At 52.9% G+C, this 26,775-nt stretch carries 23 protein-coding genes and 1 tRNA gene; 11 read left to right on the forward strand and 13 right to left on the reverse strand.

Annotation, left to right across the window (positions count from 1 at the left end; all coding sequences use genetic code 11):
• The 4 genes from CSA35_00720 to crcB all read right to left on the reverse strand — a co-directional run.
• Positions 1-1,028, reverse strand: a 1,028-nt coding sequence (locus CSA35_00720; protein ID PIE55456.1) for a hypothetical protein, incomplete at its 3' end; no start/stop codon positions are given.
• A gap of 173 nt (positions 1,029-1,201) precedes the next feature.
• Positions 1,202-2,467 (reverse strand): serine hydroxymethyltransferase, encoded by a 1,266-nt coding sequence (locus CSA35_00725; protein PIE55457.1) that lies wholly within the window; start codon positions 2,465-2,467, stop codon positions 1,202-1,204.
• Between the two features lie 422 nt (positions 2,468-2,889).
• Positions 2,890-3,210, reverse strand: coding sequence for a hypothetical protein (locus CSA35_00730; GenBank protein PIE55474.1), 321 nt, complete (start codon positions 3,208-3,210; stop codon positions 2,890-2,892).
• A 22-nt stretch (positions 3,211-3,232) separates the two neighbouring features.
• Entirely contained in the window at positions 3,233-3,586 is a 354-nt protein-coding gene (gene crcB / locus CSA35_00735; protein PIE55458.1) for a fluoride efflux transporter CrcB, read from the reverse strand.
• 121 nt (positions 3,587-3,707) lie between these two features.
• Between crcB and CSA35_00740 the strand changes: the two genes are divergently transcribed.
• The 3 genes from CSA35_00740 (at position 3,708) to CSA35_00750 (ending at position 6,346) form a co-directional block, all read left to right on the forward strand.
• Positions 3,708-5,015 carry an amidohydrolase gene (locus tag CSA35_00740; protein PIE55459.1) on the forward strand — a complete coding sequence of 436 codons (1,308 nt, stop codon included), beginning with the start codon at positions 3,708-3,710 and terminating at the stop codon, positions 5,013-5,015.
• A 78-nt stretch (positions 5,016-5,093) separates the two neighbouring features.
• Positions 5,094-5,903, forward strand: coding sequence for a hypothetical protein (locus CSA35_00745; protein PIE55475.1), 810 nt, complete (start codon positions 5,094-5,096; stop codon positions 5,901-5,903).
• Positions 5,900-6,346, forward strand: a complete 447-nt coding sequence (locus tag CSA35_00750) for a DUF340 domain-containing protein (GenBank protein PIE55460.1) — start codon at positions 5,900-5,902, stop codon at positions 6,344-6,346. The genes CSA35_00745 and CSA35_00750 overlap by 4 nt, the downstream gene beginning before the upstream one ends.
• A 93-nt stretch (positions 6,347-6,439) precedes the next feature.
• On the opposite strand, the gene CSA35_00755 is transcribed toward CSA35_00750, so the two are convergent.
• Complete coding sequence (locus CSA35_00755; GenBank protein PIE55476.1) at positions 6,440-7,456, reverse strand: BMP family ABC transporter substrate-binding protein; 1,017 nt, start codon at positions 7,454-7,456, stop codon at positions 6,440-6,442.
• A 93-nt stretch (positions 7,457-7,549) separates the two neighbouring features.
• Positions 7,550-8,857 carry a thymidine phosphorylase gene (locus tag CSA35_00760; GenBank protein PIE55461.1) on the reverse strand — a complete coding sequence of 436 codons (1,308 nt, stop codon included), beginning with the start codon at positions 8,855-8,857 and terminating at the stop codon, positions 7,550-7,552.
• A 227-nt stretch (positions 8,858-9,084) separates the two neighbouring features.
• Here CSA35_00760 and CSA35_00765 point away from each other — a divergent pair, with 227 nt between their 5' ends.
• The 3 genes from CSA35_00765 to CSA35_00775 are packed head-to-tail and all read left to right on the forward strand — an operon-like array spanning position 9,085 to position 12,643.
• The gene (locus tag CSA35_00765; protein PIE55462.1) at positions 9,085-10,602 is read left to right on the forward strand and encodes a heme ABC transporter ATP-binding protein; all 1,518 of its coding nucleotides are present in this window, start codon (positions 9,085-9,087) and stop codon (positions 10,600-10,602) included.
• Positions 10,599-11,687 carry a sugar ABC transporter permease gene (locus CSA35_00770; GenBank protein ID PIE55463.1) on the forward strand — a complete coding sequence of 363 codons (1,089 nt, stop codon included), beginning with the start codon at positions 10,599-10,601 and terminating at the stop codon, positions 11,685-11,687. Before CSA35_00765 ends, CSA35_00770 begins: the two co-directional genes overlap by 4 nt.
• 2 nt (positions 11,688-11,689) lie before the next feature.
• Positions 11,690-12,643: a sugar ABC transporter permease gene (locus CSA35_00775; protein PIE55464.1), complete on the forward strand. Its 954-nt coding sequence runs from the start codon at positions 11,690-11,692 to the stop codon at positions 12,641-12,643.
• A 10-nt stretch (positions 12,644-12,653) separates the two neighbouring features.
• Here CSA35_00775 and pepF read toward each other — a convergent pair whose 3' ends face one another.
• The gene (pepF, locus tag CSA35_00780) at positions 12,654-14,453 is read right to left on the reverse strand and encodes an oligoendopeptidase F (GenBank protein ID PIE55465.1); all 1,800 of its coding nucleotides are present in this window, start codon (positions 14,451-14,453) and stop codon (positions 12,654-12,656) included.
• Between the two features lie 26 nt (positions 14,454-14,479).
• The gene (locus tag CSA35_00785; protein ID PIE55466.1) at positions 14,480-15,883 is read right to left on the reverse strand and encodes a hypothetical protein; all 1,404 of its coding nucleotides are present in this window, start codon (positions 15,881-15,883) and stop codon (positions 14,480-14,482) included.
• 172 nt (positions 15,884-16,055) lie between these two features.
• On the opposite strand from CSA35_00785, the gene CSA35_00790 reads away from it, so the two are divergent.
• Positions 16,056-17,039, forward strand: coding sequence for a C4-dicarboxylate ABC transporter substrate-binding protein (locus CSA35_00790; protein ID PIE55477.1), 984 nt, complete (start codon positions 16,056-16,058; stop codon positions 17,037-17,039).
• Positions 17,040-17,123: 84 nt separating this feature from the next.
• The gene (locus CSA35_00795; GenBank protein PIE55467.1) at positions 17,124-18,977 is read left to right on the forward strand and encodes a C4-dicarboxylate ABC transporter permease; all 1,854 of its coding nucleotides are present in this window, start codon (positions 17,124-17,126) and stop codon (positions 18,975-18,977) included.
• 41 nt (positions 18,978-19,018) lie between these two features.
• Here the strand turns inward: CSA35_00795 and CSA35_00800 are convergent, their stop codons facing one another.
• A complete protein-coding gene (locus tag CSA35_00800) occupies positions 19,019-19,330 on the reverse strand; it encodes a hypothetical protein (protein PIE55468.1) in 312 nt (103 codons plus the stop codon).
• A 216-nt stretch (positions 19,331-19,546) separates the two neighbouring features.
• Between CSA35_00800 and CSA35_00805 the strand changes: the two genes are divergently transcribed.
• Positions 19,547-19,632: transfer RNA gene (locus CSA35_00805), tRNA-Leu, on the forward strand.
• 140 nt (positions 19,633-19,772) lie between these two features.
• Here the strand turns inward: CSA35_00805 and CSA35_00810 are convergent.
• The 4 genes from CSA35_00810 to CSA35_00825 form a co-directional block, all read right to left on the reverse strand.
• Positions 19,773-20,576: a hypothetical protein gene (locus CSA35_00810; protein PIE55478.1), complete on the reverse strand. Its 804-nt coding sequence runs from the start codon at positions 20,574-20,576 to the stop codon at positions 19,773-19,775.
• A gap of 53 nt (positions 20,577-20,629) precedes the next feature.
• Positions 20,630-21,826 carry a hypothetical protein gene (locus CSA35_00815; protein ID PIE55469.1) on the reverse strand — a complete coding sequence of 399 codons (1,197 nt, stop codon included), beginning with the start codon at positions 21,824-21,826 and terminating at the stop codon, positions 20,630-20,632.
• A gap of 225 nt (positions 21,827-22,051) precedes the next feature.
• Positions 22,052-22,393, reverse strand: coding sequence for a cupin (locus CSA35_00820; protein ID PIE55470.1), 342 nt, complete (start codon positions 22,391-22,393; stop codon positions 22,052-22,054).
• Between the two features lie 33 nt (positions 22,394-22,426).
• Positions 22,427-22,762, reverse strand: a complete 336-nt coding sequence (locus CSA35_00825; GenBank protein ID PIE55471.1) for a cupin — start codon at positions 22,760-22,762, stop codon at positions 22,427-22,429.
• 1,018 nt (positions 22,763-23,780) lie between these two features.
• Between CSA35_00825 and CSA35_00830 the strand changes: the two genes are divergently transcribed.
• The gene (locus CSA35_00830) at positions 23,781-24,836 is read left to right on the forward strand and encodes an NAD(P)-dependent alcohol dehydrogenase (GenBank protein ID PIE55472.1); all 1,056 of its coding nucleotides are present in this window, start codon (positions 23,781-23,783) and stop codon (positions 24,834-24,836) included.
• A gap of 69 nt (positions 24,837-24,905) precedes the next feature.
• Positions 24,906-25,817 carry a cobalamin biosynthesis protein CobW gene (locus CSA35_00835; protein PIE55473.1) on the forward strand — a complete coding sequence of 304 codons (912 nt, stop codon included), beginning with the start codon at positions 24,906-24,908 and terminating at the stop codon, positions 25,815-25,817.
• Positions 25,818-26,775 lie beyond the last annotated feature (958 nt).

The raw sequence follows: 26,775 nt of genomic DNA on the forward strand, positions 1-26,775 counted from the left end.
AAGATCACGAGCCCCAGAAGAACCAGCCCAAGGAGGGAGGTCAGGATCAGATTACGAATCAACCTGTTGGGAGCTGCCGTCACGTCTGACAGGGGGACGACAACAGCCAAGCCCCAAGGGGCAAGACCAGTACCTAACGAGACGGGGATCTGAGCTTTGAGGGCATCTTCTTCCAGCTCCAGAGAGTACTCAACATGAATCGCCTTTCCTCCCTCGGCAATAAGGTTCAAGACTTTGTCCAGGTTCTTTATCTTGCCCCCCCCGATCTCTTTCAAAGACTTGCCTATAAAAGCCTCGTTGGGATGAGCAAGCAAACAGCCTTCGTTGGAGAACAAGCAACTGTAGTCATGTTCCGTCACTGAGATACCGGCGACTTCCTTGGCGAACATTTCCAAGTCGATATCCATGCCGACCACACCGATGGTTTCCCCACTCCTCTTGATGGGGATGGATACACTGGTCATAAAGTATTCCTCACCCCCGTCGATATAGGAATACGCATAGGGCTCGGCCAAGTGGGGTCTGCCAGTGCTAAAAGTACCGGTATACCAATCACCATCGTTGATGGCCTCCTCGGTGTTGTCATAGGTTCGGAGGATAGAATCACCGTTACGAATGAAATTCCCCTCAAAACGACCAGTCTCTTGAAAGCCATCGAGTCCGGCAAATTCAGCATCTTTGCCGTCAAAAGCGTTAGGCTCGAAGACAAACCATATCGCAAGGGTTCCAGGAGTTTGAACCAGAGCCTCACGAACCATGTTCAGGACATCTTTTCGGGCCTCGGGAGCGGTTCGATTACATTTTTCCAGAGCCGCCGCCACATTTTGAGCCGTTACAACGATACGGGTCATCGTTTTAGAGAGTACTTCGGCTTCTTCCCTCGAAGAGGCCAGAACCAATTTGGTTGCCTGATCAATGGCGTTGGTTCTCACCGTCAAAGCCGTATAGGCAACGATACTCCCCTGAATGATCACCAAGGCCCCCAAAAGCAATGCCAACATTTTCCCTCGAAGTCTGAGTTTTGTCATTTTTACACCTCAATTTCCTACTTAAAGATTAATCCCAAAAGCGATTTTATCTATGTTATCAGTATAGCATGTTTAAAAAATACAGGAGGAGCTATAACTCATGACTTTTTATCGAGGGGCTCGAGAGAAAAAAGCAGAGCCTTGTAGGCTCTGCTTTTACGGTATTGAGAGAGCTAAAAGCTGCAAAGTTCGGCGTGAAGAGGCTTCGCTCTACAGAGCTCCAAGACCTCAGAGCGGACCGCTTTCAGAACCGATCCGTTCTCTACGTCGGAAACAACACGCTGGATCCAATCGGCAATCCTGACCATCTCGTCCCGACCAAAGCCTCGGGTGGTCACGGCCGGTGTCCCTATTCGGACGCCACTGGTCACAAAGGGACTGAGAGTCTCAAAGGGAACGGTGTTCTTGTTGACGGTGAGCCCTGCCTCGTCCAGCGCCTGCTGAGCAGCCTTGCCTGTGACCCCCTTATTCGTCAGGTTGAGCAACATAAGATGATTATCCGTGCCCCCCGAGACCAGGTGGAAATCACGCTTCATAAGCGCCTCGGCCAATGCCGAGGCGTTCTCCACGACACGTCTCTGATATTCCTTGAAATCGGGACGAAGAGCCTCTCCAAAGGCCGCGGCCTTGGCTGCGATAATGTGCATTAAAGGCCCACCCTGCATGCCCGGAAATATGGCCGAATCGACTTTTTTAGCCATCTCTGCGGTGCACATGATCATACCGCCTCGAGGCCCCCGAAGAGTTTTATGGGTCGTAGTGGTGACGAAATCGCAGAAGGGAACGGGGTTTTTATGGTACCCGGTCGCCACCAAACCAGCGATATGGGCAATGTCGAACATGAGATACGCTCCAACTTCGTCGGCGATTTTCCTGAAAAGCTCGGCGTCAATCTCTCTGGGATAGGCACTCGCACCACAGACGATCATCTTAGGTTTGTGTTCCTTAGCCAGGCGATGGACCTCGTCGAAGTCGATAGTCTCGGTATCCTTTCGAACGCCGTAGGGGATGACGTTATACAGCTTCCCCGAGAAGTTGACCGGTGAACCGTGGGTCAGGTGCCCGCCGTGACTCAGGTTCATGGCCAGGATGGTATCTCCAGGATTGAGGACCGAGAAATACACGCCCATATTTGCCTGGCTCCCCGCATGGGGCTGAACGTTGACATGATCGCATCCGAAGAGCTTTTTGGCTCGCTCAATGGCCAGATCCTCGGCCTTGTCCACAACCTCACATCCGCCGTAATACCGCTTGTTGGGATAGCCCTCAGCGTACTTGTTGGTCAGAACGGACGCCATTGTAGCCAAGACCTCTGGAGACACGAAATTTTCCGATGCAATGAGCTCGATCTGGTGCTCCTGGCGACACGCTTCCTCGCGAAGGATAGCCGAAAGCTCCTGATCGGATTTTGCCAGCGCAATCGCTGCGTTGAAAAACATGACGACCCCCACCTTTCGCCTTTATACACGGGCACGCAAGGCCCCCCCTACGATTACCCATGAACACTAATTCCATTGAAAAGTATAACAAAAAAGTGAGCCGGAGACATCATCAAAAAAAGTTTGTTGACCTTCTGTAAGTCTCTGCGAATTTTATATATGCACGAGTGTATGAGCCTCTTTACGATACATGCAACTTACTGCCACAGTTTGAACTCTAAATACGTTTTCGACACAGCTTCGGATTTTGGAACAATGTCTATTTCCCTGTTTGTCCGTTTCGTTCATACGTATACGTGTATCGCTCCACCTTTTCAAGGTCATCGTGGGCGATTTCTTCCGCAAAGAGGCTTCGCTGCTTCAAAGGATTTCATCCTATTCTCACTTTTTAGATAGAGATGCCGTACCATTCAACCCGATGCTCAAGGCCACACCACGTTGACCGGATCTCGCAGGATCATACCACCGTCCATCACGTTCTCCAGAAAAACGAGCAAGCCATCCAACTTTTCCGACTCATCCACAACCTCGATCAGAATGGGAAGGTTCTCGGACAGGCGCAAAATCTCGGCAAAATGGATTTGAGAGTTCGCGCCAAACCCCGATAATCCTTTAAAAACGCTGACACCGGCTATATTTAAGCGAGACGCTTCCTCCAGGATCACCCTGTAGAGTGGATGGCCGTTCCGACGATCTCCTTCCCCAATGTAGATCCGAAGCCGTTCCCTTTCTTTTTTGTACATGGTATCCATCGACCTCCTTTGCTTAGAGCATTCGAGCCACAACCGTTCCGATCCAGACAGCTCCCATTCCCAGGATTTGGCTCCCCAAGAGATACCCTACAGCCCAAGCGACCGCAGAGGTCGAGGCAAGACTGAAGATCTCAAAAGTCATGGTGGAAAATGTTGTGAAAGCTCCTGCAAATCCCGTCAAGACGATAAAGCTCACCGAGTTCGGCAGAAGATAGCGTTCGTTAGCCAAGGTCCAGATAAAGCCGAAGATGAAGCAACCCAAGACGTTGACCGTCATCGTCCCCCAGGGAAAGGCTCCGCCGAACCGTTCCTGAATCCAGCCCGATACGGCATATCGGGAAAGCGCTCCAAATGCACCGGCACACATTATTCCGATAAAATTTGACACGTGAACCTCCCTGTTTTTACATGGTATAGTATGAATGCTGAATTCAAGCAACATACCCGATCCCTACGAAAACATTGACTGAAAGGACGGCGAACTGTCTATGGATAAAGATACCATCAAACGACAGGTCTGTCAGGCCATCGACGAATACGGCGAACGAGCGATAAACCTGGCACGGGACGTGGAACGAGAACCTGAGTTGGGTTTTAAAGAGTTTAAAACCTCACAGAAGATTCAGGACTTCCTCACGTCCCTCGGACTGGCACCTCAAACTCATCTCGCCCGAACCGGGGTCAAGGCAACCCTGTCCTGTGGAACACCAGGACCGACTGCGGCCATCCTGGGCGAGCTGGACGGCATCATCTGCTCGAATAGTCCCAAAGCGGATCCGGAGACAGGAGCTACCCACACTTGCGGACATCACCTTCAACTTGGTGCCCTCATTGCCGCCGCTGCCGGCTTTGCCGCCTCGGGCGTTTCTGAACATCTGGCCGGTCGTATCACTTTCTTTGCTGTCCCTGCCGAGGAGTTCATCGAGATCGGCGAGCGAAACGACATGAGATCACGAGGAGAGATCGGTTTCCTCGGAGGAAAACAGGAACTCGTTCGACTTGGGGCTTTCGACGATATTGATATGGCGATGATGGTCCACGCCGGCACTGACATGCCCGAGTCCTCAGTAGGGATCGGCGAGACGGGCAACGGGTTCATCGCCAAGACCATTCAATACATCGGCAAAGCCACCCACGCAGCAGCCGCTCCCCACGAAGGTGTGAACGCCCTGAACGCCGCGATCTTGGGGATTAACGGCATTCACGCCATGAGAGAGACTTTTATAGACGACGACCACGTTCGAGTCCACTTCATCATCACCAAGGGCGGCGATACTGTAAACTCCATCCCGGCAGACGTTCGAATGGAAGCCTACGTTCGAGGCAAAACTCTGGACAGCATCAACGGAACCCACGCCAAGTTCGACCGGGCCTTTCGGGCCGGTGGAGACGCGGTGGGAGCGTCGACCGAGATTCACACCATTCCAGGTTATCTTCCCCTGGCCTGCAACCCCGAGATGAACGACCTTTTCGGTACAAACGCCGAAGCTCTCCTCTCATCCTCTCACGTCCACCGAGTGGGGCACTTCAACGCCTCCACCGACATGGGAGATATTTGCCACCTCATGCCGGCTATTCATCCCTACACAGGCGGTGTCCAGGGGGCGCTGCACTCTAAAGAGTTCACTGTTCTGGATTACGAAGCCGCTGTGCTCGTTCCAGCTAAAGCCATGGCCATGACCGTTATCGATCTCCTGGCAGACGGGGCACAGAAGGGAGGAGAACTGCTGCATCGATATGTCCCCCTTATGACAAAAAAGCGATACCTGGAGATCCTGGAGGGATATTTTTCATAATTTCGCAAAGGTCAGGGATAACGGAAATCTGCTTCTATACTAATAGAGAAAAGGAGGAGTTCTTTCGTGAAAGACGGTATCAAAAATATCAAGATCCACGCTATCGTTCTCGTTTTAGTCGTTGTCAGCGAACTTATCGGAATCCACGCTTTCAAGGTGGGACCAGGAAAGCTGGTTTTGCTTCCCATGCTGTATGCCCTCGTTCTGGGATCTCTCCTGGGTCCCAAGTTTGTGAAGGTACTCAATCAAAAGGACATGGTGAACGCAGGAAGCCTTGTCGGAGTCACTCTCATGCTTCTTATGGCTCGCTACGGCACTCTTGTTGGCCCTAATCTGCCAGCCATCATCAAGTCAGGTCCTGCCCTGCTCCTCCAGGAGCTCGGTAACCTCGGAACGGTGCTTCTGGGGATCCCCCTGGCGGTGTTCCTCGGCCTGAAGCGAGAGGCTATCGGAGCAGCCCACTCGGTTGCCCGGGAACCCAACGTCGCCCTTATCAGCGATGTGTACGGCCTGGATGGACCGGAGGGCCGAGGCGTCATGGGCGTCTACATCTGCGGAACCGTTTTCGGGACCATTTTTTACGGCCTTATGGCGACCACTGCAGCTGCCTACCTGCCCCTGAGCCCCAAGGCTCTCGCTATGGCGTCCGGCGTCGGCAGTGCCAGCATGATGACAGCCTCGGTGGGCTCTCTCTCCGCCATGTTCCCCAACATGGCCGGCGAGCTTCAGGCTCTGGGTGCCGCCAGTAACATGCTCTCGGGACTGGACGGCCTGTACATGTCTCTTTGGCTGGCTCTGCCCATGTCCGAATGGTTGTACCGAACCGTCTACAAGGTAAAATACGGTACTGTACCTGAGCGCCCAGTACGAAAGGGGGAAACCCGATGAAGTTCTTCGAGGTCGCCGTCGTTCTTCTCATCGTGGCGGTTATGAGCCTGATCGGCAACCTGGTCGGGTTTCATAACGGCATCGTCGAATCCTTGCCCGGGATGGCCTTTCTCGTCCTGCTGTGCATGGTAGGGGTACTGCTGGGCAAGATAATTCCGGGGAACATCCCAAGTGTGGCCTGGATCGTCCTCATCGGATGCATCATGACCTACCCCGATTTTCCCGGAGCAGCAACTCTGAGCGCCTGGGTCAAGAAGGTTCACTTCCTGTCGCTCACTACTCCCATCCTGGCTTACGCCGGTCTGGCCGTGGGTAAGGACCTGGACCTGCTCAAAAAAGCGGGATGGCGCATCGTGGTGGTGTCCATCGTCGTTTTCATTGGCACCTATATCGCTTCGGCTCTGATCGCCCAGGGTATCCTGAGCGCTACAGGGCAGCTTTGAGGCACTAACAAACGCAGCAAAAAACACAGGGCTCTCGACCTACAGCGAGAGCCCAGCGTTTTTTATCCCCATCGTCCTTTAGTTTTAGAAGAGTTACCGGAACAAATCCCCCCGCTCTTTAGAGACCTTTATCTCGCCGGACTTGATCTTGGCAAAGATCTGGTCCATCTTTTTTTGCACGTCTTCCCTGAGATTCGGGTTTTCTGCAGGGAGGCCAACGCCGTCGTTGGAGGCGTTGAAGATCATGGTCTGACCGCCGGGGAAGCTCCCCTCAAGATCTGCCTTCACCATGTCAAAGGTGGCGTTGGCGATTTTCTTGGTTGCCGAGGTCAGAATGATGGAGTGGGTACCATCGTAGATTCCGTCGGGGTATTGATCCACGTCGACCCCCACAACCCAGGCCGGCTCCCCGCCACGAGCTCGAGATTTAGCCTCGTTGATAACCCCAACGCCCACACCGCCGGCAGCGGCGAAGACAACGTTCACATCCCGATCAAACATGGAGGCCGCAAGCTGTTGCCCTGCCGCCACGTCGGAAAAAGTTCCCTGATACACGAAGTTATCTGGGTTCATGTTCACGGTCGTCCCATACGTTTCGTTGGAATAAGCGACGCCCTGCTGAAATCCCCAGTTGAACCTCTGAACTGCGGGGATCTCCATACCACCGATAAAGCCCACATCGCCTTTTTTGATCTGAAGGGCAGCTGCGACACCAGCCATGAAGCCCGCTTCATGCTCCGCAAAGAGGATAGCCACGGTGTTTTTCTTCACATCGGGAGCATAGTCACCCTTGTGGGGCTGACCGTCCAGGAGAACAAATTTGGCCTTGGGATACTTGGCCTGGGCCTTATAGATACTGGTCTCGAATTTGAACCCCGGAGTGACAATGCACCGATATCCGGCATCATACAGGTTACTTATCTCCTTGAGATAGTCCGCCTCGGTGGTGCCACCGGGCTTGAGGTACTTTACCTTAACCCCCAGTTCTTTCTGAGCCCGAAGAACACCTTCCCATGTCCCCTGGTTGAAGGATTTGTCGTCTATCGTCCCAGCATCGGTGACCATGCCTACCTTCAGGGAGGCAGCATAGCCCACCGTCCCCCAAACCATGAAAACCAACAACGCACCCGTAAGAACAGCCACAGTCGTTCGTTTCACGTCTATCAACTCCTTCACGTCAATCAGCCAACTCACACTGCCGTCTTACCTCTGTATCACCGCTGCAACGAGAGATCCAAGATCCGGCCTCTGATCTCCTAAGATGATCCCGTTCACGAAAAGCCTCTCGGCGGCTTCCTCGTTGATTCTGTCATTGACGTGGAATTCAGCCAAAGCATCTCCCCTCTCTACAAAATCACCGAGACGGACTTTCATCCAAAAACCGACCGCCGGGTCGATTGCGTCTTCCTTTCGTTCCCGTCCAGCCCCCAGGAGGACCGATGCGGTTCCCAGCGCCGCGGTATCCATAGCACAGACATATCCTGACCGCCGGGCCGGCACGGGAACGATCCGACGAGCTTTGGGAAGACGCGAAAAATCACCACATACCCGAGGATCGCCACCGTGGAGTTCGATCATCTCCTGAAATTTCTCCAGAGCCCGGCCATCTTTTAAAGCCCGCAACACAGCCTTTTCGGCGGTTGGGCTATCCCCAAAGACCTCTCCCATAACCAGCATCTCCGTCGCCAGAAGCACAACGAGGTTTCGAAGATCGCCGTGGTTCTCGTCTCGCAGGATCTCAACGGCTTCCATAATCTCAAGGGCGTTGCCCACGGCGTTCCCCAAAGGCTGATTCATGTCGGTCACCAAAGCTTTCGTGGGTTTACCCCCATGATACCCGATCTCCACCATGATACGGGCCAGCTGCTTCGCACTGGTCACATCAGGCATAAAAGCCCCACTCCCCCACTTGACGTCCAGAAGAATCCGGTCGCTTCCGGCCGCCAGCTTCTTACTCATGATACTGGATGCAATGAGAGGCATAGAGTCCACTGTGGAGGTAACGTCCCGAAGGGCATACAGTTTCTTGTCCGCAGGGGCCAGAGACGCCGTCTGCCCGATAACCGAGGCCCCGCAGGCGTCCACAATCCGAAAGAAGTCGTCCATCTCCTGATAGACCTTATACCCCGGGATGGACTCCAGCTTGTCCAAAGTTCCTCCGCTGTGCCCCAGCCCTCGCCCGGACATCTTGGCGACCACTCCTCCGCACGCTGCCACCAACGGAGCCACGGCGATGGTCGTCGTATCGGCCACACCCCCGGAGCTGTGTTTGTCCACTTTGATTCCCGGTATGGCCGAGAGGTCAACAGAATCACCCGAATTCACCATAGCCAGGGTGAGATCACCAGTTTCGCGAGCATTCATCCCCTGAAACCATATGGCCATGCACAGGGCTGCCGCCTGATCGTCACCTATTCGACTCCGGGTGTATTCCTCCACGAAAAAGTCGATCTCCTTGCGAGAAAGCTCACCCCCCATCTGTTTCGCCCGAATGATCTCAGGCATACGCATGGCCCCACCTCTCATTCCCTAGAAAGAATCAGGATTCTCCATGATCTATATAAACCACAAACCTATTGGTATCGTATAAAATCATAGCATGGCTTACGACGTACTTCAAAATTCCCTGGTCAAATGTCGCCGAACGTCAAAAAAGGACGGCGACCCCGGGGACAGCTCGTACAAGGACAACCCGTCCGTGGAAAAAGATCACGTGTAGACCAGGGAGGAGATGCGATATGGAATACGTGGTCGAGATGAAGCACATCCGAAAAGAGTTTCCCGGCGTGGTGGCAAACGACGACATCACCCTTCAGGTCCGTCCGGGAGAGATCCACGCACTGCTTGGGGAAAATGGAGCCGGAAAGTCCACCCTTATGGGAGTGCTCTTCGGCCTCCATCACCCAGACGAGGGAATCATCCGAATCAAGGGAAAGGAGGTCCGGATTACCAATCCAAACATAGCCAACAATCTGGGGATCGGCATGGTCCACCAGCATTTTAAACTTGTTCAGACCTTCACGGTCACGGAGAACATCATCCTGGGCAACGAAGGCTCCATCATCCTGAACCGATCGGAGGCGACCAAAAAAATAGAGGCCCTGTCCGAGAGATACGGTCTGAACATCGACGGAAACGCAAAAATTGAGGACATCTCCGTGGGGATGCAACAACGGGTTGAAATTCTGAAGATGCTCTATCGCGACGCGGACGTGCTTATCTTCGACGAACCTACGGCGGTACTCACTCCTCAGGAGATCGACGAGCTCATGGAGATCATGGCGAGACTCATTGGTGAGGGAAAGTCTATAATTCTAATCACTCATAAGCTTCGAGAAATCAAGGCTGTTGCTCATCGTTGTACCGTCATCCGGCGCGGACGATATGTGGGTACGGTCGACGTGGCGAACACCACTCAGGAGGAGATGGCCTCCATGATGGTGGGTCGGGAGGTCGTTTTTAAGGTGGACAAAGCCCCGGCCATTCCCGGCGATGTGGTCTTGGACGTCAGAAACCTGACCGTCATAGGCGACCGAAAAACCAAGGCACTGACGAACGTCTCGCTCCAGGTTCGATCCGGAGAGATCGTTGGGATCGCAGGGGTGGACGGTAACGGCCAAACCGAGCTTGTCGAGGCCATCACCGGCCTCCGTTCAGTGACGTCGGGCGACATCCTTCTGAAGGGAAAATCCATCTCGTCCATGCCGCGTCGGCAGAGAAACGAGCTGGGCATCGCTCATATTCCCGAGGATCGACATAAGCATGGGCTTGTTCTCCAGTTCTCCGTAGGTGAAAACCTCGTTCTCAAGGACTACTACCGTCCCCCCTTCTCGTCCAGAGGTTTTCTGAACTTCGACGAGATTCGTTCACACGGGGAACGGATCATGGAGCTTTTCGACGTTCGAGCAGGACAGGGCGTCGATTCCGCTGCCTTCGGACTCTCGGGGGGAAACCAGCAAAAGGCGATCGTCGGACGGGAGATGGACGGAAACCCCGAGCTTCTCCTCGCCGTTCAACCCACGAGGGGGCTGGATGTCGGAGCGATCGAATACATTCATCGCCGCCTTGTGGAACAACGGGACAGGGGTAAGGCTGTTCTTCTGGTGTCCCTTGAGCTGGACGAACTCTTCAATCTCTCAGACCGTCTGGTGGTTTTCGGAGCCGGTCAGGTGGTGGGGACGGCGTCAATCGACGAGGTGGACGAGGCGCAGGTTGGTCTCATGATGGCGGGTATCGAAAGGAGAGATGCCTCATGAGGAACAAAGGAAGCTCTCTGCTCATCTCCCTGTCGGCCATCGCCCTTGGCCTGCTGGCAGGGGCCTTGCTGATGGCCGCCATAGGAAGCGACCCGATGGAGGGATATTTCTTTCTCTTCAAGGGCGCGCTCATGAACGTTGAGCGTCTGGGCAACACCCTGGCAACGGCAGTCGCACTCGCGCTCACGGGGCTATCCGTAGCCTTCGCCTTCAAGACGGGGCTCTTCAACATCGGTGCGGCGGGACAGATGCTCATAGGTGGTTTATGTGCAACCGCCGTGGCCCTCACCGTCTCAATTCCAAGACCGTTGCTTCTTACGATGACGATCTTCTCGGGCTTCGCCGGGGGAGCTCTCTGGGGAGCAGTTCCGGGATTTATCAAGGCCAGGTTCAACGTCCACGAGGTGGTCGCCACCATCATGATGAACTGGATCGCCTACTGGGTGGTCTACTACACCGTCCCGGCGTGCTTCAAAGGCTCGTACCTGGAGACCGAATCTCAGATCATTCCCGAAACAGCTTCTCTCAAGACACCCTGGCTCACAGCAATGTTTGACGGCTCCTTCATCAATCTGGGAATATTCATCGCCCTTCTCGCTGTGATCGTCATCCACGTCGTCCTCAAAAAAACGACCCTCGGATACGAGCTCAAAGCCGTGGGATACAACCGCGACGCCGCGCAATATGCAGGCATTCGGGTGGAACGAAACATGATGCTGTCCATGGCCATCGCAGGCGGACTGGCTGGTCTGGCCGGAACCGCCTTCTACACGGGCTACGCCTCGAACATGCAGATCGGCGTCCTCCCCTCCCAGGGATTCGACGGCATCGCTGTGGCCCTTTTAGGAGCAACCGAACCCTGGGGTGTTCTGGGCTCATCTCTGTTCTTCGGAATTCTCCACTCGGGCAAGGGTTTTATGAATGCGATGACCGACATACCTCCAGAGATTTCGGACACCATCATCGCCACGGTTATCTACTTCACGGCCACCAGCGTTCTTTTCAGTCGGGTCTGGGGATATTTCCGACGCACAAAGGCTCGGGCCACACGAGACGACGGCCACCCCGTCGAGGAAGGAGCATAACCATGGAGTTCTGGCCCATCATCACCCAGATATTCCCCTACGCCATGGCGCTGACCATGCCGCTTCTCATCACGTCCCTCGGCGGCCTGTTCAGCGAAAGAAGCGGCGTGGTCAACATCGGCCTGGAGGGCCTCATGGTCATCGGTTTTTTCGCCTCGGCCATCGTCGTTCGAGGTCTTGAACAGACCTCCCCGAACTGGGCAATCCCACTGGGGCTTCTGGCTGCGGTCGTTTCGGGGGCGGCGTTTTCCCTGCTTCATGCCTTCGCCTCTATCAACCTTAACGCCGACCAGATCATCAGCGGAACAGCCATCAACTTGATGGCCTCGGCCCTGACCGTTTACCTAGCTCGAACCATGACCGGCAGCGGCAACATCCGAATCCAAAGCGGCATCATTCGCCGTGATATCCCAGGACTCTCTGAAATCCCCGGCATCGGCCCCCTTCTCTTCAGTCAAACCTACTGGACCACCTGGGTCGTGCTTCTCATTCTGGCGGTTTCGTGGTTTCTCCTGTATCGCACGTCCTTCGGGCTCCATCTTCGGGCATGCGGCGAACACCCTTCAGCTGCTGCATCGGCAGGCATCAACGTGTACAGGATGCGGTATCTTGCCGTCATCACATCTGGGGCCCTCTCTGGACTGGGAGGTGGGATCATCCTCGTCACCTACGCAGGAGAGTTCAACGGTACCGTTGCGGGCCTGGGATTCCTCGCTCTGGCGGCCCTCATCTTCGGTCAATGGAAACCCCTGGGTATCTTGGGAGCTACCTTCTTCTTCGGCTTCGCCACCACCATCGCCAACGTCTCACAGGTCATCCCCGAGCTGGCCGTTGCCCCTCCATTGCTTCTGAAAAGTTTCCCATATCTGGTGACCCTGGTGGCGTTGGTTCTCTTCTCCAAGTCATCCAGGGCTCCAAAAGCAGCGGGACGCCCCTACTACCCCGGACAGGGGTAACTGAGCGAACTCAGATCAGAGTTGCCAGCTCATCAAGTTTTTCTTTAAACAGATCCAGCGTGGCCTCGACAGGCTCCTTCTGAGCCATGTCCACGCCTGCCCCTCGAAGAAGCTCGATCGGTGAGCGGGACGAGCCGCCGGATAAAAAGTCCAGATACCGTGCCCGTGCGGGCTCTCCCTCACGAAGGATGCCCTCGGCAAGGGCGGTGGCAGCCGAATATCCCGTGGCGTACTGGTACACGTAAAACGCCGAATAAAAATGGGGGATTCTGGCCCATTCGATACCGATTTCCTTATCGACAGTAATTTCGGAGCCATAGTACTCCTTGTTGAGCTTAGACCACAGAGCACAAAGCCCCTCTGGCGTGAGGGGTGTCCCCTCCTCGACCATTCGGTGGGTTTCCAGCTCGAACCTGGCAAACATGGTTTGACGAAAGACGGTTGTCCTCACCTGTTCCAGGCAATAGTTCAACAGGAAGGGACGAGCCTCGGGGCTCTCCTTGAGCAGGTGCTCCAGAAGCAAAACCTCGTTGGTGGTAGAGGCCACCTCGGCCACGAAGATGGTATAGTCACCGTAGACCGGTGGTTGGGCGCGATGGGAGTGCCACGAATGCAACGAATGCCCGAGCTCGTGGGCCAAGGTGAAGACATCTCGGATCGTCCCGTTGTAGTTGAGGAGCACGAAGGGGTTTGTGCCGTAGCTCCCCCAAGAATAGGCCCCCTTTCGTTTTCCCTGGTTCTCATAGACGTCGATCCACCGCTCGTCCATGCCCCGGCGGAGCAATGCCCCATACTCCTCTCCCAGAGGCTCCAGCCCCCGCAGGACCATCGACTTGGCGCTCTCCCAGGAGATATCCGTATCAGGATCGTCCACCAAAGGAACGTAGAGGTCGTACATGTGAAGCTCATCCAGGCCAAGAGCCCTCTTTCTGAGGGCCACATATTCGTGAAGAACCGGCAGGCGAGCTTCAACGGTGGAGAGCAGGTTGTCGTAGATAGACAAGGGAATTTCCCTGGGCTCCAGTGCGGCCTCACGGCTGGAGCCGTAGGAGTGAACCCGGGCCAGATAGGCGTCTCCCTTGACGCTGGCCGACAACGACGCAGCCAAAGTATTTTTAAACCCCTCATACGTTCCGTGAATGCCTAAAAAGGCATCTCGGCGAACCGTCCGGTTTCGAGAACGAATACACCGGTAGTAGCGCTCTTCAGAGAGCTCCACCGTTTGCCCTGCTTCATCGTCGATGGACGGGAAGACCATATCGCCATCGGTGAGCATGGAGAACATGTGTTCAGGAGCCTGGACAATCTCGCCCATCCCGGCCAGCAAGCCTTCTTCCCGAGCACTCAGCACGTGAGGTTTTTGCCGAACGATCCGTTCCAGGTACAGCCGATACGTCTCAAGGCGTGGTTCGTCCTTTACGAATCTCCACAGGCGGTCCTCATCGATCTCCAAGATCTCGGGCACCAAAAAAGACAGGGCTTCTGAGACCCGCACGTTTAAGGCCATTGCCTTATCGGCCATAGCCTGAGCATCCTGGTTTCTCATGTCCTCGTGACTCGTCATGGTAGCGTAGACAAAGACTTTTCCTAAGAGTACCTCAACTGTGTCGAGGTACCCAAGACAGGTGAAAAGGGTTCTTCCATCGACGTTCAACCGACCTCGATAGGCCTCCAAGTCGGGGATGGACGCTTGCAGCGTTTTCCAAGCGGCCTCCCAGTCTTCGGCGGTATGAAAAATAGTGGACAGATCCCACCGATATGATTCCTCTATCTGGTCCCTTTTCAGAAGGGCTCCATCGTTACCAGCCATACGGTTATGCTCCTTTCTCTCCTCCGTCAGGACAGCCCAACAAGCTCCAGAGTTTCGGGCTCTCCCCGACGCCCATCAAACGAGACGATATGACCGTGTCCCAAGTCCGCGACGTAGACCCGTTCTCCCCGAACCGCAACGTCCGAGGGGGAAAAAAGACGCTGCCACCGCCGGGCACCATAGATTGTAGAGACCGTCATATCGGTTAGATTCAAGGTTCGAATCCGATCGTTATAGCTATCGGCTATGTAGAGAAGTCCTTCATGAGCGCACAACCCCTCGGGCCGTTGAAGAAGGGCTTGAGAAGCAGATCCGTCCCGATTTCCATACAGGGATGGCCCCTCTCCGATCAAGGTCTGGACCAATCCGTTGGCCGGGTTGACCCACCGAATCGAGCTTGAGAGGCTGTCGCTGAAGAACAAGACATGACCATCCGAGACTATGGACTCCACTTGTCCCAATGACGCTCTGTCCGGGCTGCCATCGTCCATTCCCTCCTGCCCCGATCCCGTGAAAGGCCACGCTCCTCCACCGGATATGGACTGAATCCATATCTGCCTGGAATCGGAGGACGCCACGTACAAGACCCCATCAAGCCGAGCTGCGTCCTTGGGTGCGCCAAAAGATCGCCCGCCAATGAGCTTCGGAAAGAGCCGATCTTCTTGTTGATAGACGGCACACTCCTGCCCCCGAAAGTTGAAACACCGAATCTTTCGAGAACGACGATGGGAGATATAGATTCGCTCACCATGGAGGCAGAGCCCCGTAGCCGGAGCAGGTCGTTCCGACTGATCTCCCAAAGGAACGGATAACAGGATTGATGCCGAGAGCCCATCCGCCCTGAATCGTGCCAAGAGGAGGCGGTTCTCCCGACCGTCCAGAATCGCCAAGAGATCTTTCTGTACAGCGATTCGAAGCGGCAAAAAAGGCCAATCGCTCCATCTCCAGGATGGCTGAGCTCCCTGTCGAAGGTCGCCGATGGATCGGGCTGTTCGGGCCATCACCTGAAGAACAGGGCGAAGAAGCTCGAGGGGGACGAGTCCTTCCCGAGCCCAAGCCAAAGCCCCCATTGGGTCAATGACGACGGTGGCTGGCCAATGTTTGATCAAAAAGGCCTTTCGCAGAAATTTGTTTGAGTCAGCGTAGATCGGAAAATCGATTCCAGCCCTGTCGAGAGCGGCCAGAAGACGACGAGGTTCCCGCTCTGCGGGAAAACGAGGACAATGCACACCCACGAGATCGATGGCATCTTGATCCTCTGCCCTTAATCTCATGAGCCCATCGACCAGAGAGAGGTCATCATCCCTTGCTCCGTTAAAAAACAGCAGCACCGATACACGACCACCCCAACAATACCGATAAAGCTTTCCGTCGACGGTTCGATCAGGCAACTCCGGTGCTGGGGCCGTCCCTCCGTAGATCGTGACCATAGGACACCTCCAAACATGCCCGTAAATTATACAACAGGAGAACTCCAAGAGGGTATTTTAATTGACAGAGTTCTCTAAACTGAGCTATAGTAAGAATGTGTTGTAAGTCAAGAGTTTTGAGGGAGCGAGCGTCTCTGTGGTGTTCGTTGTGGGAACGATCAAGGAGGGAAATATGGTGAAAAAGAAATTTGCATTGCTGTTTTTGGCTCTCGCTTCAACAGCTTTCGTGCTGGGTACGGCATTCGCTGATGACGGAAATCAGCTCCGTTTCATGGCCGGACCTCCCGGCGGTAACTGGTTTGCACTGGGCGGCTCGCTAGCGGATACCTGGACAAAGAACGGACTGCCCACCACCAGTGGTACCGGCGGCGGGGTCTCCAACGTCGTAAACGCCGACCGAGGAAAAGGCGATCTGGGCTTCTCCGTGACATCTCTGGTCGGAGCCGCACTGAAGGGCGGAGAGCCGCCTTTCAAAAAGCCTCTCTCCAACGTGGCTGTTCTCGCCAACCTCTATCGTCAGTACACCTACTTTATCGTCCGTAAGGACTTCGCCGAGAAGAACGGCATCGCCTCGGTGGGAGATATCATAGACAAAAAGCTCCCCATCCGGTTTGCAACTCTGAAACCCGGAACGTCCTCGGAGTTCGTCATCCGCAACATCTTCGCAAAAGGGTATGGCATCAATTACCGGAAGTCGATCGACAGCTGGGGTGGCAAGGTGGAGTTTGCCTCGTACTCTGACGGTGCCAACCTTTTGGCAGACAACCACATCGATTGTTTCGCCTTCTCCGTGGGACGGGTCGCCTCGATCGTCATGAAGATCGAGAGCCAGACCGACGTGGTCATCCTTCCTGTGGACGAGAAAGCCCGAACGGCTATGACCGAGGCTTTTGGAACGGTGACGTTCACCGTCGAACCCGATGTCTACAAATCTGTAACCCAACCGGTCCCCACCATAGGTGACTACACCTGCATCGTCGTCAGGAAGGACCTCCCCGACGAGACGGCTTACAATCTCGCCAAAGTCATCTGGGAAAACAAAGAGGCATTGGCCAAGGGCGTGAAAGACATGAACGAACTCACCCCCAAGGAGGCCGTCCCCACAGCAGTCCCCTGCCAGGCCGGAGCGGCTCGCTTCTGGGCCAGCGCCAAGTAGGTCTACATAAGAGACGAAAACCACGTAATGCGGGTGACGCCCGTCGTCTCCCGCATTTTTTATTTTGAGGAGAGTCGATGCCCCATGAGAAAACCCTGCGGACTTACCGCCAAAGGGCTGTACGTGTACGTTCTGGCCATGGGTTTTTTTCACCTGTACACTGCCCTGTTCGGAACTTTCGAAGCATATTTGCAGCGAGCTCTACACCTGACCTGGGTCCTGCCTCTGGCCTTTATCCTCTATCCAGCCTCGAAGAAAACTGAAAAGAGCGCATCCATCCCTTGGTACGACTGGGCTATTGTCCTTGTTTCCATCTTGCCCGGCCTGTATATCATGATCAACTACGACGATATCGCTTACAGAATGATTCAAGTGGACCCGGTAACGACCGTCCAACTTATACTCGCATCAATCCTGACGCTTTGCCTTCTGGAAGCCACCCGTCGGGTGGTAGGACTTCCTTTAGCCCTCATCGCCGCGTTCTTCACCGCCTATATGTATCTAGGAAACTATATGCCAGGGATCATGAAAGGCCTCTCCTTCTCTTTCCCTGAGGTGATGGAGCAAATATACCTGACCGACGAGGGGATCTTCTCTATTCCCCTGGGGGTGTCGGCTACCTTTGTCATGATCTTTCTGATCTTTGGCGGTTTTCTGGAAAAAAGCGGCGTGGGAGCCTATTTTATGGACTTCGCTCAGGCCTTCACCGGCACGTCACCCGGAGGACCGGCCAAGATAGCTGTCGTAAGCTCAGCTCTTTTCGGTTCCATATCAGGGGCCGCTGTGGCCAACGTCTACGGAACGGGTACCTTCACCATTCCCCTGATGAAGCGTATCGGCTATCCTCCGTTTTTCGCCGCTGCAGTCGAGGCGGTCGCCAGTACTGGGGGACAGATCATGCCCCCCATCATGGGGGCTGGAGCTTTCATCATGGCATCTTTCCTGGGAGTTCAATTTCGCTACGTCATGATCGCCGCTGTTCTTCCCGCCCTTCTCTACTATGCGGCGGTACTCCTCATGGTTCATCTGGGAGCTTTGAAGAACGGTCTGCAAGGTCTGAATTCCGAGGACCTGCCGAAGAAAAAGACCGTCATAAAAAAACTGTACATGATGGTTCCCATCGTAGTCCTCATCGTCCTGCTTCTATCGGGCTATACTCCCATGCTCGCAGCGGTCATCGGCATCGGGGCAGCTTGGCTTGTCTCCCTGCCGGATCCAACACACAGGATGGGGCCCAAAGCTATCCTAGATGCCATCTACACCGGCTCAAAAAACATCCCTATCGTCTGTATCGCCTGCGCCGCTGCCGGTCTGGTCGTCGGTTCGGTCGCTTTGACAGGCATCGGCTTCAAGTTCGTCGGGCTCGTCTTCTCCATGGCCAAAGACATCCCCTTTCTAGCCCTGATCATGATCGCCCTGGTGGCTTTGATCCTGGGGATGGGCTTGCCTACAACCAGCGCCTACATTCTGGGAGCCGCTCTGGGAGTACCAGCCTTGGCAAAGCTGAGCTTCTCTCCCTTGTCAGCCCATATGTTCGTGTTCTATTTCGCCATTATATCCAACATCACCCCACCGGTAGCCTTAGCTGCCTATGCCGCCAGCTCTATCGCAGGTTCATCACCAAACGCTACGGGATTCCAAGCCATGAAATTGGGGATCCTGGCATTCTTTGTGCCCTTCGCTTTCTGTTATGACGAGGGCTTCCTCCTCTCGGCAGACTGGCTTCACAATGGCATGGCCGTATTAGGCGGCATCGGCTCTCTGTTTGCCATGGGATTCGCTATGCTGGGCTATACCCAAACCCCCATTCCAGGATGGCAACGGCTGACTTTCCTCGCTGCAGGAATCATGAGTCTCTGGCCATCTCCCACGGCCAAGGTCATCGGGATAAGCATCACAATCCTGACCTACCGGCTCAGCCGACGGAATCAAAAGTAAAAGAAGAGGGGGTGTCGAATATCTTCGACGCCCTCTCTTCTTTAATAGGCGACATTCTCCTCCACAGCCTTCGCCATCCCCTGAGACAGGGCCTTCTCCCTGACAAGAAGACGTTCTATCAAATGATTCGTGGCAGCCATCTTCGCCTTCATCCGAGAAGAGAACGTATTCAGGATGGCCTCCTTGGTGTACCTTAAGCCACAACGATCACCAACAAAATAAAGAACAGGATGACAAAAGCAATACCTCGTTGTCTTCGTTTCCTGAAAACATCGATCCTCTTCATATCTCATCAGCCCTTTCAAAGGCACTCCGATATATACGACAATATCCATGCCCCTAACAAAGCACACATATAGATTGCCTCCGTCAACTACGATCGTACAACCCCGTACCCCCTCGCATAATCAAAACGTGGCTATGGCTACACGCACTCTTTGAAAACTTTTATTACAATACGGTGTCACAAAACGATCACGGAATGAGCGCAGAAGTACACCCAACAACGTCCTTCAGTTTGACCGAAAACCATGACAATGGTACCATGACGGTGTTCGCACAAAAGGTGTGCCCGAGTGGTGGAATAGGTAGACACAAGGGACTTAAAATCCCTCGCCCCTAGGGCGTACCGGTTCGATTCCGGTCTCGGGCACCATTCGCCGAAAACACCGGTCATGGCGATAGCTTGGCCGCCTACGATGCCTCCCCAAAAGGCAATAAAAACCAAAGAAGCCTCTAGAAATCTAACAACTTCTAGGGGCTTCTCTGTATTTCGCATAAACAAAACTGAACAGCTCAGAAGGTCAGCTTCTTGAACTTCTCTATCTGCTCTTTTATAGCAATCTCGGTAGGCAGACGCTCCATGCTGCTGGCACCGTAGAAACCGTTGATACCAGTGCATCTCTCCAGAATATACTGAGCATCATCGGGCATGGCAATAGGACCTCCGTGGCAGAGAACAACGACATCTTCCCGAACTTTTCTGGCCGCAGCAGCCCAATCATCGATCAGATCGACGCAGTTCTCCAAAGACTTGGACGTCCTCGCACCTATGGACCCTTTGGTAGTCAATCCCATGTGGCAGACAAGTATATCCGCCCCCGCCTCGGCCATCGCCGTGGCATCCTGGGCACTGAACACGTAGGGTGTGGTAAGGAACCCCGCTTGAGAGGCCTTTCGGATGGCCTCGACCTCCAGATCATACCCCATACCGGTTTCCTCCAAGTTCTGGCGGAACACACCGTCTATGAGCCCAACTGTCGGGAAATTCTGAACTCCCACGAAGCCAAGATCTTCCAGTTCCCTGAAGAAGAGATCCCATATGACAAATGGATCGGTACCATTGATCCCGGCCAACACTGGAGTCCCTTGGACCACCGGTATAACCTCATATGCCATCTCCTTGACGATATCGTTGGCATTACCATAAGCCATCAGTCCCGCCAAGGAGCCCCGTCCGGCCATGCGATACCTTCCAGAGTTATATATGACGATGAGGTCAATCCCTCCAGCCTCTTCCCATCTGGCCGAGATACCCGTTCCCGCACCACCTCCTATTATGGGCGTACCTTCGGCAATCATACGGCGGAAGTTGCGCATCAGCTCTTCTCTTTTTTTAAGAAGTCTCACGAAAGCCCCTCCTTTATTTACATTTATTTAGATATTGCCCTAAAGTTAGCCACCAAGGCCTCGGCGAATTCCCTGTCGTTGATATGATACGGCAATCTCAGGATTCTTTTCGTGTCCGTCTGTATAAAAGTCTCTTCCAAGGTGCAGAAAAGCGCCTCGTCTGCCTCGGGATCGTAGAAAGGCATGCCAGGGGCATCTATCATGGAAACGCCTTTCTCGGGTAAGAGAAAGCGAACTGGGCCAGTAAAACGGTTGAGTTTATTTCCTATCCATCTTCCCATCGCTTCGTTCTCGTCGACGGTAGTACGCATCAAGGTGACTTGAGGATTGTGAACATACAGGGTACGATCTGAGTATTTCTCAGGGACCGTGTCTATCGGGCCAAAATTAACCATGTCTTGGGCTCCAACGGAGCCAACATAGGGAATTCCGGTTCGTATGAAAGCCCCTAAACGATCTTCACCGGCAGAGAGAACCCCTCCCATAAGATAGTCACATATTTCAGTTAACGTGACATCCAGTACCGAGGACACCATTCCCGAATCGACCAATTTTTCGAGAGACATACCACCGGTTCCGGTAGCGTGGAAAACCATGCATTCATATTCATCTCCCAGTATCTCCCGTACCATCTCGACACAGGGAGTAGTGACACCGAACATCGACAGCCCTAACAGCGGTTTCTCTTCGAGAACCTCGGGCACGGCGCAGTTCATCATACCCGCCAGTCCATGAGCAGCATTGCCTATAACCTTTCTGGAAATCGAATTGAGTCCAGCAATGTCCGTGACAGAGTAGACCATGCAGATGTCGTTGGGCCCCACGTAAGGAGCAATATCGCCCGACCCCATCGTGGAGACCATCACCTTGGGAGTACCTATGGGAAGACACCTCATGCCCTGAGTTACCAGAGAAGTGTTGCCACTTCCTCCCATTCCCAGCACACCTCCTACGTCATCACGACTCAGAAGAAACCGTTCCAAGGCGATTCCCATAGCCGAGACGGTCGCCCCCCGATCGGTAGGATCAACCAGAAAATTCGCTCCGTCGGGGTGGAAAGAAGCAACCTCATAATTTGTAATATCAACCGGGTGACTATGTCCCATACTCCCTACATCCACAAGAACCGTTCCGATTCCGGCCCGATTGATCAATTTTCGAGCATAGTTCAACTCGTCGAACTTCGTATCGCACGTGCCGATAACAAAGGCTTTTTTCAATTTTTTCCCCTCCTTACACGCTACAAAACTCTATACAATCTTATATCTATGATATCACCAAGATCGATCCAGTCGGAGCGATCAAACGACAGTAACAGCGAACACGCTATAGGTATCTCTGAGTAGATAACGTCTGTCAAATACAGACAAGAAGAAAAAACGAAACACCTTCTTCGTCCTGAGCCAAAGAAGGTGTTTCGTTTACGGTGACTCTGAAGCTCCTATCTACTCAGTTTTTTTCACCAACACCAGGAACATCTTGAAGGCCGTCGCAGCCTTCAGAGAATGGGGTACTCCAGCAGGCATAACCACGGATTGCCCCCCCCTGACAACCACCATTTCATCGCCGATTGTGATATGGGCCTCCCCTTCCAGGATGCAAGCCAAAGCATCTCCAGGAGCCGAATGTGTCGCCAACCCCTCTCCTTTGTCCAAAGCAAGCACGGAGAGATTGACTCCGGGTTTCTGAGCCATTGTCAAGCTAGCCACCTTACCCGGACTGTACTCTACGAGATCGGACAAGATGAAGAGGCTTCCTTTCTCAACGTTTTTGATCAGTTTGTTCATAAAGTACACATCCCCTTTCGTTCCCATACAAAACTACGATGAAGAGACCGTGAGATGGAGCAGAACACAATCATTGAGGGCCTCAATTTCGTGAAGAACTCCAGAGGGAACCATCAATACATCCCCCTCCTTCAGAGAATCGCCAGCGTCTTTCCGGCGCATTCGCACATCTCCCCGAAGAACCAGATACATAGTATCCCCCAAATACTTCTCCCCACTCACCATCTCTCCAGCCGGAAAGGAAAACAAAGCCATCCCAAGCCCTTCAGTATCAGAAAGAGCCATGCTCAAAACTTGTCCTGTACGTCTCTCCATGAGTGCCCCCAAATTACGGGGAGCATCCGTCGGAAGATTCTTCAAACCAGCCATACTTATCCTCTCCCTACACCCCAATTAGTTTAGTCCACATAATATATTTTATATTGTGCCTCCAAGAGGGTGTAAAAAACTTGTGCTATATCAAAAAACGACTGGAATATCTAGACAGTGTCGTGATGAATTTTATGTTGTGGTAAATTTTTTCAGAGAATAGAGACTCAGGAAGGGTTTACCATTGTAAGCATCGCATAGAAGACACAACATTTCGGATAGAGTCTGGAAACTACTGGACCCTCATCTGACAGACAGAGAGGGTTCGTAGGGAGGCAAGGCTCGAGACATCCGTCGGTGCGGTATAGCTACGAGATACGTAAAGAATGTCTCATCTTTTGTAGCTGCGGTGCAAATTCGTTTCTTGGCCCTTTGGGCAAATATCTCGCGACGATACTATCTAAGCTTCAGATACGTTTTTCACACAATATTTTAATTTATAATAACGTCGATTTCCCTGCTTTTCCTACCTGATGATAAGAGGTGCTCTGTGTCCTGTACGTTGGATCTTCGGTCTGTAGCCCCCTTTCTCAAGCCAGAAGGCTCTTGTGTCGCTTTTCTTCATCCACTCAGCCTTAGTTTTTTTTCGAGTTCACTTGTACTCAGGCCAGTCTTTCGGTGTTTTTCTGTCCTTGATGGTGCGATTTTAACCTGTATTTAGGTCAATTATTCCCGAAAAATTCATATGATCTTGCCTCCGAGGTCTTGAACATGAGGAATTGTAGTTCTCTAAGCTGGGAGAGAGGAGTTTTTAGAGGTATCCATCACCCTGACCTCTCGTTGTCAAAAATTTATTTTTACTAATTTTTTAAAAACAACCCGAGAGGCGGGAATTGCATATTGACTATAATCTAAGTAATAAAACGTATGTATATTTTTGTATACAGGCATATCATGTATATAAGTCCGACTTTTTAGATTTGCACTCTTTTCTATTCCTCTGAAATAGAGTACGACAAGAAAATGAGACAAATCTCGGATCGGAACAAAAACATATTCCATAAAGGAGGCAGAAATTATGAAGGGTTTTGCTATGCTTAAGATTGGTGAGGTTGGTTGGATTGAAAAAGAGCGGCCCCAATGCGGTCCTATGGATGCTATCTGTAGACCCATAGCACTGGCACCATGCACATCGGATATTCACACCGTGTGGGAGGGAGCCGTTGGTGAGCGACACAATATGATCCTCGGCCATGAAGGAACAGGAGAGGTCGTGGAAGTCGGTGAGCTTGTCAAGGATTTTAAGCCAGGAGATAAAGTTATCATACCCGCTATCACTCCAGATTGGAATTCTCTTGAGGCTCAGGCTGGATTTTCTATGCACTCCCATGGAATACTCCAGGGATGGAAATATTCTAACGTTAAAGATGGGTTGTTCGGTGATTTCTTTCACGTAAATGACGCCGACGGGAACCTGGCCCATCTGCCCAAAAGCATCGACCTCAAAGTCGCCCCAATGCTCTCGGACATGGTTCCCACAGGCTTCCATGGGGTAGAGTTGGCCGACGTTCAGTTTGGTGACAACGTCATGGTCATTGGTATCGGTCCGGTTGGTCTGATGGCTGTCGCAGGAGCGAATATGAGAGGTGCTGCCAACCTCTACGCCGTCGGATCGCGTCCCACTTGCATAGAGGCCGCAAAATTCTACGGTGCCACCGAGTTTATTAATTATAAAGACGGCCCCGTGGCAGAACAGGCATTGAAGCTTACCAACGGCGTGGGCATGGACAAGATCATCATCGCTGGTGGTACGGTTGACACCTTTGCAGAAGCGGTCAAGGCACTCAAGCCTGGTGGCAAAATCGGTAACGTCAATTACCTGGGCTCAGGTGAGACGATCAACATTCCCCGTACGGACTGGGGGGTAGGTATGGGGCATAAGATAATCAAGGGCGGACTTACTCCTGGCGGACGCCTTCGAATGCAGAAGTTGGCCCGCCTGGTTTCGACCGGTAAACTGGACCTCTCTCCCCTGATTACCCATCCATTTAACGGTTTTGAACACATCGAAGAATCTCTATACCTGATGAAGGACAAGCCCAGGGATCTTATCAAACCGGTCGTCCTGCTCTGATCGAATCGATTTTTATATAGATTGTGGGGTGGCCTACAGCGGCCGCTCCACTTTCTTACGAAAAGGAGCATGCACATGAAAGTACTCGTTGTCTCCGGTTTTCTAGGCTCAGGAAAGACAACGTTCATCAAAGAAATGGCTAACCAAACACGACAGAACTTTGTCGTGCTGGAAAACGAATATGCTGACGTAGATATTGATGGCGAACTCCTAAAGGACTCGCCCCTCTCCGTCTGGGAACTTACGGAGGGGTGCATCTGTTGCTCGATGAAGGCCGATTTCGCCACATCCATTCTGACGATTTCCAACTCCTTCTCCGCGGAGTATCTCATCGTCGAACCAACCGGAGTCGGATCGTTGGGTGCGATCATGGACAATATCGGCAAGGTGAGCTATGAGCGAATAGAGATCCTGGACCCCATCGCTCTCGTAGACATTCACTGTCTCGACGAATACACCACGACCTTTGACGAGCTCTACAGGGATCAAATCCGAAACGCAGGCACGATTCTTCTCTCCAAAATCGAGGACTCTTCATCAGATGCAATTGAACGTGCGATACAAACCCTGCGAGGTATAAACGATGACTCGGATATCCCGACGACACACTATACAACCCAACCCCTTGAATGGTGGAACGGACTGCTCAACAAAGCGTGGATTCCGGGACATTTAAAGACCATCGAAAACGACGAGCACCCCGATCTGGATCAGGCAAGCTATGTAGGATTCTCTGTCAAAACCATGAACGAATTTTTGGTGAAGCTACAGTTTCTCTTACGGGGGACCTTCGGTAAGATATACAGAGCAAAAGGGTACTTTCCTGTGGAAGGGGAATGGGCTCGCTTTGACGTCGTCAACGACCGCTACGTCATCGAACAATGCGATCCCTTCGAGGAATCACGAATGGTCGTCATCGGCAAGGATCTGAACAGAAAATACCTTCGGAAGGTATTCGTTGAGAACGAAAAACTTTTTTAAAGTACCAGATGAGAGTCCAATAGAAAGATGAAAAACCGTGATCTAGCCTCCGCTGACCGTGACGAAAAGATTATGAAACGAAGCCGCACCTTTTCTCGCGCACTGTTGATATGAGAAAAGCCCTGTGTCTCCAACCAAGTAGATCGGGTACCCAAAGCACTTTTCTACCTCACTATGTACCAGAGTAGCTGTCGTCTCCCAATTTGTGTCGATGACCTCTCCTCAGGGGCGTTACTTCACTAGCAAGGCTTTTCCTCGCACAACTGAAAGAAAGGAGCATCAAAATCAGCATGGACGGGCTCTTTCCCGCAAGCTTTTGCGAATATCTTCGCTTGAACAACATCAAGTGTCTTCATTACTCTCTGGGGTATCGACTTCCCTGGGAGGTTTACCTAGGACCCATGAAAAACATAGCGATTTACACTAAATAACTTCATTTTCAGCTTGGTTTTGACTAAATTGTACAGCTACATCGCACAGTTTAGCTGACCTCTCCCATACCGTTGTATGAAACTAGCCGATCTACCCCTGCCAGCAATACAAAAAACCCCGTCAAGCAACGACGGGGTTTTGCTAATTATTGTCAACCTCAGAGAATAGGTTAAATGTAAAAATGGTGGAGCTAAGGTCCTCCATGTTGACAGCCTTAAAACAAGGAATTCAAAGGGCCTGAAGGGTTTAACTACTATCCATATTGTACGGTTGGTTGTACAAATTAATGCCTATTGGAGCTTGGTCAAGTTACGTCAACCGCTTCTCCGCAACAAAAAAACGCCCCCCAGCCTATAAAAGACTGAGGGGCATTATATCACTGTCCATCCCGATACATCCTATCCAGCTCGGCAATCCGGGCATCGACTTCCTCTTGTGAACGAGGCCCTTCCCGTTGCCCGGGTACAGGTTGCGGCTCGCTCGGTACTTCCCGCAGAGCTTCCGGCGACTCTGCCCGCATTACCTG

Origin of the sequence: Dethiosulfovibrio peptidovorans (genome assembly GCA_002748665.1) — a bacterium.
Lineage (GTDB): Bacteria > Synergistota > Synergistia > Synergistales > Dethiosulfovibrionaceae > Dethiosulfovibrio > Dethiosulfovibrio peptidovorans_A.

What these genes read in the sequence shown, in the direction of transcription:
- CSA35_00725 (PIE55457.1), bottom strand. Translation starts at nt 2,467, where the DNA reads ATGTTTTTCAACGCAGCGATTGCGCTGGCAAAATCCGATCAGGAGCTT.
- CSA35_00730 (PIE55474.1), bottom strand. Translation starts at nt 3,210, where the DNA reads ATGTACAAAAAAGAAAGGGAACGGCTTCGGATCTACATTGGGGAAGGA.
- crcB (PIE55458.1), bottom strand. Translation starts at nt 3,586, where the DNA reads ATGTGTGCCGGTGCATTTGGAGCGCTTTCCCGATATGCCGTATCGGGC.
- CSA35_00740 (PIE55459.1), top strand. Translation starts at nt 3,708, where the DNA reads ATGGATAAAGATACCATCAAACGACAGGTCTGTCAGGCCATCGACGAA.
- CSA35_00750 (PIE55460.1), top strand. Translation starts at nt 5,900, where the DNA reads ATGAAGTTCTTCGAGGTCGCCGTCGTTCTTCTCATCGTGGCGGTTATG.
- CSA35_00755 (PIE55476.1), bottom strand. Translation starts at nt 7,456, where the DNA reads ATGGTTTGGGGGACGGTGGGCTATGCTGCCTCCCTGAAGGTAGGCATG.
- CSA35_00760 (PIE55461.1), bottom strand. Translation starts at nt 8,857, where the DNA reads ATGCGTATGCCTGAGATCATTCGGGCGAAACAGATGGGGGGTGAGCTT.
- CSA35_00765 (PIE55462.1), top strand. Translation starts at nt 9,085, where the DNA reads ATGGAATACGTGGTCGAGATGAAGCACATCCGAAAAGAGTTTCCCGGC.
- CSA35_00770 (PIE55463.1), top strand. Translation starts at nt 10,599, where the DNA reads ATGAGGAACAAAGGAAGCTCTCTGCTCATCTCCCTGTCGGCCATCGCC.
- CSA35_00775 (PIE55464.1), top strand. Translation starts at nt 11,690, where the DNA reads ATGGAGTTCTGGCCCATCATCACCCAGATATTCCCCTACGCCATGGCG.
- pepF (PIE55465.1), bottom strand. Translation starts at nt 14,453, where the DNA reads ATGGCTGGTAACGATGGAGCCCTTCTGAAAAGGGACCAGATAGAGGAA.
- CSA35_00785 (PIE55466.1), bottom strand. Translation starts at nt 15,883, where the DNA reads ATGGTCACGATCTACGGAGGGACGGCCCCAGCACCGGAGTTGCCTGAT.
- CSA35_00790 (PIE55477.1), top strand. Translation starts at nt 16,056, where the DNA reads ATGGTGAAAAAGAAATTTGCATTGCTGTTTTTGGCTCTCGCTTCAACA.
- CSA35_00795 (PIE55467.1), top strand. Translation starts at nt 17,124, where the DNA reads ATGAGAAAACCCTGCGGACTTACCGCCAAAGGGCTGTACGTGTACGTT.
- CSA35_00810 (PIE55478.1), bottom strand. Translation starts at nt 20,576, where the DNA reads ATGCGCAACTTCCGCCGTATGATTGCCGAAGGTACGCCCATAATAGGA.
- CSA35_00820 (PIE55470.1), bottom strand. Translation starts at nt 22,393, where the DNA reads ATGAACAAACTGATCAAAAACGTTGAGAAAGGAAGCCTCTTCATCTTG.
- CSA35_00825 (PIE55471.1), bottom strand. Translation starts at nt 22,762, where the DNA reads ATGGCTGGTTTGAAGAATCTTCCGACGGATGCTCCCCGTAATTTGGGG.
- CSA35_00830 (PIE55472.1), top strand. Translation starts at nt 23,781, where the DNA reads ATGAAGGGTTTTGCTATGCTTAAGATTGGTGAGGTTGGTTGGATTGAA.
- CSA35_00835 (PIE55473.1), top strand. Translation starts at nt 24,906, where the DNA reads ATGCACATGAAAGTACTCGTTGTCTCCGGTTTTCTAGGCTCAGGAAAG.